Annotated in this window: 10 protein-coding genes; 2 read left to right on the forward strand and 8 right to left on the reverse strand. The window is 39.8% G+C overall.

Translation table 11 applies throughout. The annotated features are described in order from the left end of the window. Nucleotides 1-66: 66 nt before the first annotated feature. Entirely contained in the window at nucleotides 67-1779 is a 1713-nt protein-coding gene (ilvD, locus tag LS684_RS12720; RefSeq protein WP_233806458.1) for a dihydroxy-acid dehydratase, read from the reverse strand. A gap of 184 nt (nucleotides 1780-1963) precedes the next feature. Between ilvD and LS684_RS12725 the strand changes: the two genes are divergently transcribed. Next, on the forward strand, nucleotides 1964-2779 hold the full coding sequence (locus tag LS684_RS12725) for a polysaccharide deacetylase family protein (protein WP_233806460.1): 816 nt from the start codon (nucleotides 1964-1966) through the stop codon (nucleotides 2777-2779). Nucleotides 2780-2810: 31 nt separating this feature from the next. Here LS684_RS12725 and LS684_RS12730 read toward each other — a convergent pair whose 3' ends face one another. The 4 genes from LS684_RS12730 to LS684_RS12745 form a co-directional block, all read right to left on the reverse strand. Continuing rightward, nucleotides 2811-3938 carry a conserved virulence factor C family protein gene (locus LS684_RS12730; RefSeq protein ID WP_233806462.1) on the reverse strand — a complete coding sequence of 376 codons (1128 nt, stop codon included), beginning with the start codon at nucleotides 3936-3938 and terminating at the stop codon, nucleotides 2811-2813. Between the two features lie 101 nt (nucleotides 3939-4039). Continuing rightward, on the reverse strand, nucleotides 4040-5926 hold the full coding sequence (locus LS684_RS12735) for an ABC-F family ATP-binding cassette domain-containing protein (protein WP_233811645.1): 1887 nt from the start codon (nucleotides 5924-5926) through the stop codon (nucleotides 4040-4042). Beyond that, complete coding sequence (locus tag LS684_RS12740) at nucleotides 5923-6573, reverse strand: HD domain-containing protein (protein ID WP_233811646.1); 651 nt, start codon at nucleotides 6571-6573, stop codon at nucleotides 5923-5925. Before LS684_RS12740 ends, LS684_RS12735 begins: the two co-directional genes overlap by 4 nt. A gap of 541 nt (nucleotides 6574-7114) precedes the next feature. Then, nucleotides 7115-7960, reverse strand: a complete 846-nt coding sequence (locus LS684_RS12745; RefSeq protein WP_349293057.1) for a DegV family protein — start codon at nucleotides 7958-7960, stop codon at nucleotides 7115-7117. Between the two features lie 224 nt (nucleotides 7961-8184). On the opposite strand from LS684_RS12745, the gene yyaC reads away from it, so the two are divergent. Next, nucleotides 8185-8739 carry a spore protease YyaC gene (yyaC, locus tag LS684_RS12750; RefSeq protein ID WP_233806463.1) on the forward strand — a complete coding sequence of 185 codons (555 nt, stop codon included), beginning with the start codon at nucleotides 8185-8187 and terminating at the stop codon, nucleotides 8737-8739. A 153-nt stretch (nucleotides 8740-8892) separates the two neighbouring features. Here the strand turns inward: yyaC and LS684_RS12755 are convergent, their stop codons facing one another. The 3 genes from LS684_RS12755 to LS684_RS12765 form a co-directional block, all read right to left on the reverse strand. Beyond that, the gene (locus tag LS684_RS12755; RefSeq protein ID WP_233806464.1) at nucleotides 8893-9747 is read right to left on the reverse strand and encodes an amidohydrolase family protein; all 855 of its coding nucleotides are present in this window, start codon (nucleotides 9745-9747) and stop codon (nucleotides 8893-8895) included. A 10-nt stretch (nucleotides 9748-9757) separates the two neighbouring features. Then, nucleotides 9758-12835, reverse strand: a complete 3078-nt coding sequence (locus LS684_RS12760; RefSeq protein ID WP_233806465.1) for a GNAT family N-acetyltransferase — start codon at nucleotides 12833-12835, stop codon at nucleotides 9758-9760. A gap of 181 nt (nucleotides 12836-13016) precedes the next feature. Continuing rightward, entirely contained in the window at nucleotides 13017-13493 is a 477-nt protein-coding gene (locus LS684_RS12765; RefSeq protein WP_233806466.1) for a glutathione peroxidase, read from the reverse strand. Nucleotides 13494-13518 lie beyond the last annotated feature (25 nt).

The raw sequence follows: 13518 nt of genomic DNA on the forward strand, positions 1-13518 counted from the left end.
CCATACTTGCATTGCATTGTAAGCATACTATAAAAAATAGCCATTATGCAACGAAGGAGAGCTAACTTATACGTTTAGGGGAACTTCTTCCGAAACTTCTTCAAAGAGATCGGTTACAGCACCCTTCGAAGCACAAGATACCTGTCTAGAGTACTTAGCCAATGTTCCACGTTTTAACAGCGGCGGAGGAGACCAAAGTCGTTTTCTTTCCGCTAATTGTCCAGGAGATAATGCGACTGATAGCTCTTGCTTTTCACTATCAATGGTAACGATATCACCATCTTCAATGAATGCAATCGGACCACCTACCTGCGCTTCTGGAGCAATATGACCAACAACTAACCCATGAGTTCCTCCCGAGAAACGTCCATCAGTTAGAAGAGCTACACTTTCCCCAAGTCCTTTTCCAACTAAAATAGCTGAAATGGACAGCATTTCCGGCATTCCTGGTCCACCTCTTGGCCCTTCATAACGGATAATTAATACATCTCCCGCCTGTATCCTGCCGCTGATCACAGCTTCGGTTGCTGACTCTTCATCATTAAATACCTTTGCAGGCCCTGTTAGCGATTTTACCTTTAGTCCAGATACTTTAGCAACTGCACCATTTGGAGCCAGATTTCCTTTTAACACAACAAGCGGTCCCTTTTCCTTTAATGGCTGACTTACTGGATAAATCACTTTTTGCCCTTCCTTTAAGTCCTTCACTTCTTGTAAATTTTCTGCTAATGTATTTCCAGTTACTGTTAAGCAATCTCCATGTAGGAAACCTTCTTCCAAGAGCATCTTCATAACCGCCGAAACGCCTCCTGCCTCAAACAAATCCTGCATGACGAATTTGCCGCTTGGCTTTAGGTCGGCTATATGAGGAACCTTTTTCTGAAGTCTATTAAAATCTTCTAATGACAAATCAACCTCCGCTGCATGTGCGATCGCCATCAAATGTAGAACTGCATTCGTCGATCCGCCTAGGGCCATCACTACTGTAATCGCATTTTCAAATGCTTTTTTCGTTAGAATATCTCTAGGTCGAATATCTTTTTCTAATAACTTGTAAACGGCTGATCCTGCTACATAGCAATCTTGCTGCTTCTCAGGTGTTTCCGCTGGATTTGACGAGCTACCAGGTAAACTCATTCCAAGTGCTTCGATGGCACTTGCCATCGTGTTTGCTGTATACATTCCTCCACATGAACCTGATCCAGGGCAGGCATGGCATTCAATTTGATGTAATTCATCACGGTCAATCGAGCCTTTGTTATACTGTCCGACCCCTTCAAAAGCAGAGACAATATCTATGTCCTTCCCCTTCAAGTTTCCTGGCTTGATCGTTCCACCATAGACAAAGACAGCCGGAAGATTCATTCGCGCAATTGCCATCATGCATCCTGGCATGTTTTTATCACATCCACCAATCGCGACAAACCCATCTAGACTCTCTCCACCTACAACGGTTTCAATTGAATCCGCAATAAGATCTCTACTAGGCAATGAGTATCTCATTCCATCTGTCCCCATCGAAATTCCATCTGATACTGTTATCGTATTAAAAACAAGTGGTGCTCCTCCAGCTTCCCTCGCCCCTTCTTTCGCCTTAAATGCAAGATCATTAATATGTATATTGCATGGAGTTACTTCGCTCCATGTGCTCGCTATTCCAATCATTGGCTTTAAGAAGTCTTCATCTGTAAACCCGACTGCTCGAAGCATGGCTCGATTGGGCGCTTTCCTCTCTCCCTCACTAAACACCTTACTTTTAATTCTTAAGTCTCTAGCCATGAAACGTCCTCCCCCAAAATAGTTTCTTACCAATATAGACCTTTTATTTACTAATTTCAATAATTTTCATAAAATTTTTACAATAAAAAAATATCTTGCAAAATGCGACAATTTTCCCTATTATCGCCTATTTAATTATCATATGATGATATAGTACTAGCATAAGAGAGGGAGTTTGACACTAGTGAAAGCATTCCATCGACAAATAGCTACATACTTGAGTTTAATTCTAATGACTTTTTTCATGTTTTTCAGCTCCTCATTTGCAGAGCAAATATCGTTTGAGGAAACAGTAGAAGCTGAGTCTCCTAGTCTTACACACCATTTAAAAGAAGTTTCTCTAACGACTAAAATGCTCGATGGATTCTCTATTGAAGAAGTGCCTACTATCTATTTAACCTTTGATGATGGACCAACGCGTTTTACAGATTCAATTGTTCAAATTTTGGACATGCTGAATGTGGAAGCAACTTTTTTCCTACTAAAAGGAAATATGATTAACTATCCGAATGTTGTTCGGACTGTAGGGGAAAAAAAACACACCATCGGCTGTCATGGCGTCACACATACAGTAGAAGACTTTTATAAGGATTCTATGTCGCCTGTTATCGAAATGGATGATTGTAACGAGGAATTACAGCGGATTACTGGAACCGGAACAAAGTTAATTCGAGTCCCATTTGGGAGCTATCCGCATTTAACACCGGAGCAGCAACACAACTTACATAAAGCTCATTATATTTATTGGGATTGGAACGTGGATAGCCATGACTGGAGGAAGAATGGTCAAACGCCTAAACAAATGGTTCATTCAATCGTAAGTCAAGTGAACAAGCTTAAAAAGCACGATACCTCCCCTATTATTCTCCTGCATGATACAAAAATGACGATGGAAGCATTACCTGAACTAATCCATACCCTTCAAGAGTTAGGCTATCAATTTAAGCCCCTTTCACTGGAAGAAAAACCACTCCAATTTCAACTAAAAAACACGCCTTAATGTTGTTGTGACATTAAGGCGTGCTTTCTTATCATTGCTTTCTTGCTTCAGTCATCTGTTTCCATACAGAGCCTCTAGCTTGTTCACCGTGTTCAATCCGTTCAATGGCCAATTTAATTTGCATGCTTACTTCAAACTCTGGATCATCTTCAGCAGCTATTAACGCTGGTAAAGCCTGTTCATCTCCTACTTCATAAAGAAACATCGCTGCTCTCCAACGCACGAGCTTACTTGTATCTTTTAAGGCGTCCATCATTTCTTCCATTGCTTCCTTAAACCCTAAATCTGACAGGCAATCTCCTGCTGTTCGGCGTACCGTAACTGAAGGATCATTAAGTGCTTTGTACAGCAATGGGAGTACGGACGGGTCTTCAATCATCCCTAAATATACAGTTGCTAAGCGTCTTATCGAAGCCTTTTCATCCTGCAAAGCTTTTTCCAATAATTGAAGATGCTCTGTTGTCGGATCCTCCATTTGCTCGAGAAGCTGGTAACGTTTGCGCCAATCTGGATGATCTAAATCTGTATTTGAAAGTCTCTGACGACTTCTTGAAGTGATTGTTGCTTTCGATTCCGGATTTTTCTCTTGCTGAATGATCGATTGCAATCGATCATCTGGATATGCAGCAGCAAGCTCCTCCACAATATCCTTCCCAACCTCTTGGAATTCACCATAACGAACCCCTAAATCTTTCCAGCGACGGGTCATTACAACATTATCATTCGGATTTTGAACTTCGGCAACTGCTTTAGCAAATGCTTCTGGCAAGCCAAAGCGATGCTCTTCGGTTCCATCAGAGAGCTTAACCTGCATCGGAACCCCTTTATACATTTGAACCTGGACGTTGATTTCTCCAAAATGCTCATCAATCGTTTGCTTCTCCTGTTGTAGATCTTCAGTCGACTCACCAAAGCTTTGTCTTACTTTAGGCAAAAGGTCCTTCCAATCGTATTTTGCATTACGTTCAACAGCTAAGAAGTCTGCTACATGATAGACTCCTTTTATCCCTTCAATTTGAAGAATATCTTGAATGACTTGGGGAGCCCCATCGCTTGCGTCTTTTTTATAATTATTGCTTTTTCCCATTGGTAGCTCTTGATCTAGGATAATTTTCATCGTATTGGGACTTGGTGTCGGTTCAATTGATTGAATCTTCATTTCCGCTCATCCTTTACACTATTAATACATTGTTATCTTCGTTCATTTTAGCATAACGACATAGAGGTATCATATGTTGTGCTCATGATGAGGAGGCAGGATTAGCTATTTTCTACTATTTCAGACAAGTAACTCCATCTCTCAATTAAGTGCTCGAGCTTTTCATTTAAGCTTGCTTCTTCGGCCATGAGCTGTTGAGCTTTTTCAAAATTACTGCCAATGCTCTCCATTTCTTTCGCTACTTCTTCGAGTCTTGTTTCGGCCGCCTCGATTTTCCCATCCATTTCTGCCCACTCTCTCTGTTCGTTGTAAGTTAGTTTCTTTTTCTTTTGCTTTACTTGTTCAACGGGAGGTTCCTCTTTTTTGCGCGCTTCCTTAGTGACTGCTTTTTCTGATTGCTTGTCTAAGTAATCGCTGTAATTTCCGTAGAATGAGTCAATATTTCCTTCTCCATTTAACACGATTAGCTGTTCTGCTACTTTATCTAGAAAATAGCGATCATGGGAAACAGTTATGACGACGCCAGGGAACTCCTCTAGATAATCCTCAAGCACGGTTAACGTTTGCGTATCTAAGTCGTTTGTCGGCTCATCTAGCAGCAGCACATTTGGTTCTGTCATAAGGATTTTAAGTAAGTACAGACGGCGCTTTTCTCCCCCTGACAATTTTCGAATGATTGTTCCATGTGTATAGGAAGGAAACAAGAAGCGTTCAAGCATTTGTGTGGCTGAAATTGTCTTTCCATCAGATGTCTCAATTACTTGCGCCGTTTCCTTTAAATATTCGATAACCCGTTTATTTTCATCAAGGTTCTCATTTTCCTGAGTATAGTAGGCAATTTTCACCGTTTGCCCAATTACACGCTCGCCGGCATCTAATGGAATGTTGCCTGCTAAAATATTTAATAACGTTGATTTTCCAGCTCCGTTCCTACCAATAATCCCGAATCGGTCTCCTGGCTTCACAAGCAAGTCGTAATGATTTAATAGTACTTGTCCCCCGTATGATTTTGATGCATCCTTTAATTCAAATACTTGTTTTCCAAGACGACTGCCGTTTAAGGAAAGGTCTAGCTTTTCACTCGTTTTGACACCTGCTAATGTATCATCAAGCTTTTCAAATCGCTGGATACGGGCTTTCTGCTTCGTTGTTCTTGCTTTCGCGCCACGGCGAATCCATTCTAGTTCACGGCGATACAAGTTCCTCTGTTTGTCAATCGTTGCTGCTTCGTTCTCTTCACGAATGGCTTTTGCCTCTAAAAATGCGGCATAGTTCCCTTTATAGCTATATAAATTCCCGCCATCTAATTCAAAAATCCGATTCGTGACGCGGTCTAAGAAGTAACGATCATGGGTAACAAGAAGAATTGCTCCTTGATACCTTCCTAAATACTCTTCTAGCCATTTGACTGAGTCGAAGTCTAAATGGTTGGTAGGCTCGTCCAATATTAGTAAATCAGCCGTTTGAATTAACGTCTGTGCTAGTGAAACACGCTTCTTCTGCCCGCCAGATAATTCGCCAATCTTTTTGTAAAAATCCTCAATGCCAAGCTTTGTTAAAATCGTTTTTGCATTTGTACTTGCATCCCATGCTTGCTGGGCATCCATCTGCTTTTGTAACTGAAAAAGCTTATCCTGAATGGCTGAATCATTTGGGAAGCTATTTAGCTCGTGTAGTGTCAGCTCGTATTCCTTTAAAAGCTTAAGGATCGGAGCATCCCCTTCAAATAATTGCTCTAGCACGGTTAACTCCCCATTTAATTCAGGCTGCTGTGAGGAATAGGCAATTTTATAATCCTTCCCGCAAGAGATTTCACCTGAGTCAGGTTGATCGATACCCGCTACTATTTTTAAGAGGGAGGATTTCCCTGTACCATTCACTCCAATTAAGCCGACACGCTCTTTTTCAGCTATTGTAAAGGAAATGGAATCGAATAAATCCTTTTCACCGTAGGTCTTTGACACATTTTCTATCGATATCATTTTCAAAACTGACCATTCCATTCTTCGTAAAATTCTTCTAAAAATTGTTCCATAAATAGATGGCGTTTTTCCGCCATCGCTCGTGCCGTTTCTGTATGAATCAAGTCTTTTAGCTTGAATAGCTTTTCATAAAAGTGTTGAACCGTTGAGGAGTCTCCATTTCGGTACTCTTCCATTGTCATTTGCTCCCTAGCTTTCTTTGAAGGGTCATACATTGACCTCCCCTTCTTTCCTCCGTAGGCAAAGGTTCTTGCAATCCCAATTGCACCAATCGCATCCAGTCGATCAGCATCTTGAACAATCTTTCCTTCCGTCCATAATGGAGGCGGGTTATGCCCTCCTTTAAATGATATAGAATCGATTACTTCCACTATTTTCTGCTGAAGCTCCTTCTCTAAATGTAACGTTTGCAGAAAATCCATTAACTTCTTTTCCCCTGATGCTGCTGATTCATTTAGCTTTTCATCTGGTATATCATGTAGAAGCGCTGCCATTTCGATTACAAAGCGATCACCTTGCTTTTCCTTTTCCCATATGTAAAGTGCATTTCTTCTTACTCTTTCAATATGATGCCAATCATGTCCTGTAGAATCCATTGCTAGCGCTTGTTGAACGAATAGCTCTGTCTTATGTATCTGTTCTTTCATTTGAATACCCCACTTTCACATGCTTTCTATTTTACCATGAAGGGTCTTAATGAGGTAAATGATTCGGGTGAAAAACGTGAGAATGGTATCAAGCTAAGGGTTCTTTTCATGTAAACAGACTCTTTCTTTGGATAAATCACCCTAATGATAAGAAGAAATCAATTGAAAAACCCGATTTTGAGCGAAAAACACCCTCCTCTGAGCGAAAATGAGTTAAAATGGAGCGGCTTTTTGTCGAATAGGAGCGAAATCCACGAAAATGGAGCGAAATATCAAAGAGATGGAGCGTTCGCTCATAAAAGGAGCGTTCGCTCACTTTTGCTTAAATATACAATTAAAATGATAAAAAAGTGCATTTCTGCACTTTTTTGACCATTGGTAATTTAATGTAGCACCTAACCAAATCTAGTGATTGTAAGTAAAAGAATTGGCGGTTCACTAAGCTTCTACAGTAGCATCCGATTAGGACGCATGAAGCCCCCTCTGAAAGCAAGCCCCAGGAACTGAAAACACCGTTTCCTTCCCATCTATAGTCAAAAATACTGACTCATACCAATCCGTTAAACCAACTGACACCAATCGTATGTTCTCCTGCATGAACGCCGATCACTGAACCAAGTGGATAACAATTTATTGTGACATCGTGAAATTCTCTTTTAAGTTCCTGTTTCCATTCTTCTGCCAATGCATCATTCAGGCCATATAAAAGATAGATTTCTTTCAATTGATTCGCATGATGTGATTTCCGAATATATGAGTATATTTTTTCCTTGGCACTTCGCATCGTTCTTGCTTTCTCTTTCATCTGGAGCAGGCCATTTTCAACAGATATAATTGGCTTTACATTTAATAGACTTCCCATTACATATGTTAATCCTGACATTCTCCCGCTTCGATGAAGTTGCTCTAAACTCCCAACGAGAACATATGCCTCATTTGTATCAATCAGTTTATGGATTTCCTCTTCGTACCCTTCAACCCCCTTAGAGTTCCAGCTAATACTCTGCTTAATTAACACTGAAAGAGGATAAGATAAGATCTTAGAGTCAATGGTGAGAACTGGAATGGAAACTAACTTTGCGGCTTGTCTACTTGACGATACGGTACCACTTAATTTGGCAGAAACGAGTAGTGAAATGACCTGATCATAGTTCTTTGCAAGCTGTTGATAGAGCTTTGTAAAGGCTCCTACAGATGGCTGGGAGGTTTTCGGTGGAGTTTTACACTGCTTTATTTTCTCGAACAATTGACTTGGAGTAAGATCCTTCCCATCCACGTATTCCATTCCATCAATTAATATAGTCATTGGAACAACGTATACATCAGGATGGTGAAATAATTCTTCATCTAGAAAGGCCGTGCTATCGGTAACCCACGCAATTTTCTTCATCATGCAACCCCCTTTTTCCCATACTATTCAAATCTGTGTGTAAACATGAATCATGACTTTTCTAAATGATGTTGGCGAATTGTGCAGAAAAGTTTTTTGAATATTTAAAAATATTAAACCTTTTCTCTTATTATATATGTTAATATTATTATATGTATATTAATTTTATGTAAATCAGTTAGTCTATTTACAGCGCGTTCTCTTAAATTAAAAGGGGGTAGATCCAGTTGAACACATTACGAAAGCCCTTAAATGCTTTAGCATTATCTCAATCGTTAAAGGACGTCATTCCAAAGCAGTTAGGTTATTATCAAGTAGTTTTTTTGTGTATTGGAACGGATCGCTCAACTGGGGATTCATTAGGGCCATTAGTTGGCTCGTTTTTAAAAAAGAGAGGCTACCAAAATGTCATTGGTACGATTAATGATACCGTTCACGGTACAAATATAGAGGATAAACTAGCAAAGATTCCTAAGAACAAAATAATCATTGTGATAGACTCAATGCTTGGGAAGGTTAGCTCCATTGGAAAGTTTTATGTTGAGGAAGGCGGATTAAAGCCTGGTGCAGGAGTTGGTAAAAATCTACCGCATATTGGGGATTTTTCAATTGCCGGCGTCGTCAATGTTGGCGGTTTTTTGGCAGATCAAGTCTTGCAGAACACGGAATTATCCGTTGTTTTAAATATGGCAGAAGAAATAACAGAAGCTATCGAAGCTGCATTTCCACTACCAAAGAGATTATCTTCCCCTTACGACCTTAGCTGGAAAATCACGTCCTAATTATTGATGCTAGTAAATAGAATTGGCACTTATGTAAAAAAGGAATTCCTTTTTACATAAGTGCCTTTTTCAATTCCGCAATATTATACGAATAGGTTCATTTGCTTTCATCCGTGCCCATTCTTTGCAGCTTTCTAATAAATGTCTATCCTCTTACTTTAAGAATGGTTCGATTTTCGGGAAAACCTTTATCGCAGTTTGATAGAATACGGCTTCATGATATTTTGGCGGGATGAAGCCTTTGATAAATTCGATATAGGGTGCAACTGGAATAAGTGGCCAGTCTGTTCCAAATAACAACTTGTCATAGGAATCTGCAAATACGAGAGCATGGCGTAAGTGATCCATAAAGCAATCATTTTTACGTTTTTCTAGAACCTCTTCTGTTCCCACAATTAATCCAGATAGGTCAGCATACACATTCCGGTTCTTATAAATGACCTCTGCACCAGTCAATACCCATGGATCACCGAAATGAGCCATCATAAAATTAATATTTCGATGCTTGACGGCAACTTCGTCGATTGTTAGTGGATGGGCATATTTTAATAACCCACGTTCTGAGTAGGTATCTCCTGTATGAAATACAACTGGTAAGCGATACTTCTCTGCTAACTCGTATACCGGCTCATAGACCTCATCATATGCATAAAAAGGGTAATAGCCTAAATAGATTTTCATTCCAACAACATTTGGCTTTTGGATTTCCTCTTCCAATCGTTTTAATGATTGCTCATTTAGATCGTAAGGATTGATACCAGCACAATATACTATATTTTCAGGGATTTCGCTTTCTAAATCTAATCCCATTGGCGTTATGGCTCTTTCATCTGGAAAGCCCATCCCATCTGTCTCTGTCAAACCCATAGCAATTCCTAGAACGACATTGGCTTCTTGATATTCTTTTTGGATTCCTTCATATGAATATTCAACAAATGAAAGATCCCTTGCTGTTTCTTTAAAGGATTGAATATTGGAATAGTGTAAGTGTGCATCAATGATTTTCATGAAAACTCCTTCATTTCCTAACAAATTTCAACTTCGCTAGCTTTTCAAAGCTATCATTTGACAATTCCCTCTGATCAAAGAACATAAACATCGGCGATAGTGTGTATGTTCCAGTCTCCTTCTGCATTACCTTTTGATCTAACGTAACCTCAAACACTTCTTTATTCATATATGCGTGCATGTTGTTTTGATGGATGAAATAAAGCTTCTCTTCTCGTCCTTCACATTCAATTGCCATGTTTTTTAAACGAATCAAAAATTCCTCATTTCCGGCTGAGTAGCTTTTTTCAATGGATGGATCTAAATGATTGACTTTAAGCTTATTATGTTCTTCCCCACGTAAAAAGAGGTCTGTTCCCCACTGAAGGTCCTGTAAATCTTTCCCGCCAGATTGGTTAATTACCGTATAGCTTGCTAGAACAGGGATGTCTGGAAGCATAACGTAGTACTGCACAAACTCAAGTCCCTTCCAGTCTTTGTGCTCGCTGATTTTTGTCGTTAAGGAGACACCACTCCACACATTCCCAAGCTCATCCTGCAATTGCGCAAACTCGACAGCAGTTGGTTCTTTCACAAGGGAAAACGTACTTACTTGCGTAGGACTATTTTTAAGTCCCCCTCCCCATGGATTCCACCAGCCTTTTGCGATGGTTTGTGGGTATGACGTATCAAGCCACTCCTCTCCTTTTACAGTCATGGAATAGATTCCAGGGAAAAAGTCCGGAGCTGCTTTTATCGTAATACACCCATTATTTACGACATATGTTTTCTTTTCACCTTCTTCTATGCGTTGTGACAATTTAGATTCACCCGGAAGAAGAAGTAATTCTTCCGCTAACACGGTTGTGCTTTTTCCAGTAAAAATCCCTTTAAGAATGGTGGCACCTTGCTTCCTTCCCTTTGGCAATTTCGTATGAAATTCCGTTTGTTCATGATCATCATGGAATTGGAAAGTTTTCAGGTGCTCATCATCCAAATAGAGAGATAGATTACCAGATAAATATTGGTTTCGATAATTTTTAAGTTTAATCGAAATGGCTTCTGTATCGGACTTCGCGATCGGCTCAAGTTGGATTTCTCCCTCTTTAACGAGTCGACTCCCGGCAAGTGTATCGCCTTCAGTAGCAAAGACTCTTAACTCCTCCCACTCTTGAAAAGCTCCGATTGAGAGATAGACAGGAGGGATCGTCTTTGTTTCACCTTTCTTAATAGCACCAAGCTCGTTTTCAAAATGGAATTGCCAGCTCTCGATAAATGCTTTACTATCAGATGACCAGCAAAAGCCAAAAGGGTTCCCTTCATTGTTAAAAAAGCCCCAATTCTCTGTAAAACTATGTGAACGTAATTCTTCAAATCCTAGCAATTTCTTTTCGCTAAAGCTAACCACATCATTCTCAATTGGAAGAACTGGCTCAGAAAGCTCTTGATAGAAGGTTTGATCGGTAAATACTTGTTCATAATCGACTTCACCATCGTTGACGACTTCTCCACTAAGCTTTAGTAGCCCCTCCCCGTATAGGGATAGATTTAATGTGAGTGTAAGGCCTGGAAATGCTTCTGAATCATATTGAAGCTTAGAAGTAATTTGGGTATGATCATAATCCCAATCAACCTTTGTAGGCTTTTTCTTCGTAAACTCTGTTGAAAAAGGCTTTCCTAGCTTCAATGGGAAGAACGCAACATCTTGTTGCTGCTTAGAATCTCTACAAGCAGTAATGAGTCCGTCCCGTTTTCTAACATTCACCTCATAATTCCCATTGCAAATTTTCCAGAATTCATCTGTTTCACCGCCAAACTTTTCCCCAAAGCCTTTAAACGGAATACCGATTTTATCGGTATATTTTAGAATCGTACCATTTGCTTTCATTGCTTCAACGGTAATTGTCGGCTGGTAAAACCCAAACTCTTTTATAACCGCTGGAATGGTAATCGTTTTTCGTTCATTTCCAGCTAACTCTACTTGGAACACACCCACCTCAAGCTCTAGTAATTCATCCTCAGGGAAATAGAGCTGATAATGTGCAGCTTCTTTAAAATTATTCTGAATTTCTACTTGGAAATGAGTTTTCTTTGCTAAGAAAGCCAGATTGCCAGCTTTCTTTCCTTTAAGCTTTGCTGGTTTTTTCGGGTTCATTCCTAGCTTTAATTCACATGCTTCTCCATCAATCCAAACCGTTATAGTAAGTGTTGGGTGTGTGTGCCAAATACTGACTTCCTCTCCATGGAGAATATGACAATCTCCTGTGATGGTTAGTTCGTCCTCTACTAATCTCTCAACTTTGAAGTCGCACCCAATCCGCTCATGTGAATGAGCAACAGCCTTTAATGGGAATGGCGTATTCTTTTTATTTTTCACTCTAAGTGTGAATGGTACGGTGTCGTCCTCAATCACTTCTTGATCGCTTAAAGCAAGTTCAACTTCCAAATCATTGGTCTCAATCAATCGCATTCCTCTGCCAGAACGCTCAAACTGAACACGAGCATAATGATCACCCTTCTTCCATTCATATTCATAGAAGGTAAACCCATTTGTTACAGCGCCGTCAGGCTGAACCTTTATTTCTCTTACACTGTCTTTATACCAATCTAACTCGGAAAAAATTGGTTTTAAGAGCGGCGTATGAAGAACATAAGGGATGAAATTCATAAGGTGTGTCACATCGTCACGATCTTCCCAGAAGAAACCTGTTTTCTTGTATAGTGGGACCGCTTTTGTATTTCCTGGCCAAGTGTATAGATCTAATCGGGGCCAATTGAGCTCTATTGTTTTTTCTAAAGCCTTTAATACGAGCAGCTTGCCTACTTTCTTTCCATGATAGTCAGGCCGTACGTTTAGTAAAGGAATATATAAAGATCCAACATCCTCTTTATATGGGCATAGGCTGCAATACCCAACAACTTCATCCCCCTCAACAGCTAAATATAATGCTATGTTTCCCGAATTCTCTTCTTTTCTCTTAATCTCTTCTTCAGTATGTATACGTGAATCTCCGCCCCAGCTATCACGGCTCATATTCCACATTTTCGCAATTCCTGCAGCCAGTCCTTCATGATATTCTACAACTTGAATGCTTTTCGTTAATGTCAATCGAACCTTCTCCCCTCATCCTTATTAGGAATGATTTCCACTTTAATCGTATTTCTCTTTGGTTAAATTGTAAATATTTTTCTGAAAAATTATTATTTTCTTTTTTCTACAAATTTCCCATTTTGAGAGAAGGTATGTGAAATAAAAAGCATCGAGGAGATTTTTCCTCGATGCTTTTTGTTTATAATAGTTTTTCAATATCGTCTTTCAGTTCTTCTGGCTTGGTGTTTGGAGAAAATCTTTTGATGACCTTGCCATTTCGGTCAATTAAGAATTTGGTAAAATTCCATTTAACCGCTTTGACACCAAGCATCCCTGGTGCTTCAACCGTTAAGTAATTGTAAAGGGGATGCGCATCCTTTCCATTCACATCTACCTTTGCGAATAAAGGGAAAGAAACCCCAAAGTTTAGTTGGCAGAACTCTTGGATTTCTGCTTCGGTTCCAGGCTCTTGATTCATAAATTGATTACTTGGAAAACCTAGTACTTCGAACCCTTGATCCTTGTAGGTCTCATATAGCTCTTGCAGGCCCTTATATTGAGGAGTGAAGCCGCATTTACTAGCTGTATTCACAATTAAAAGAACCTTTCCTTCATAATCTTGAAGGGATACCTTCTCACCGTTTACTTTATCTGCTTCAAATTGATAAATACTCAAATCAAACACCTCCTGTCCATAGATT

The organism is Cytobacillus spongiae (genome assembly GCF_021390075.1).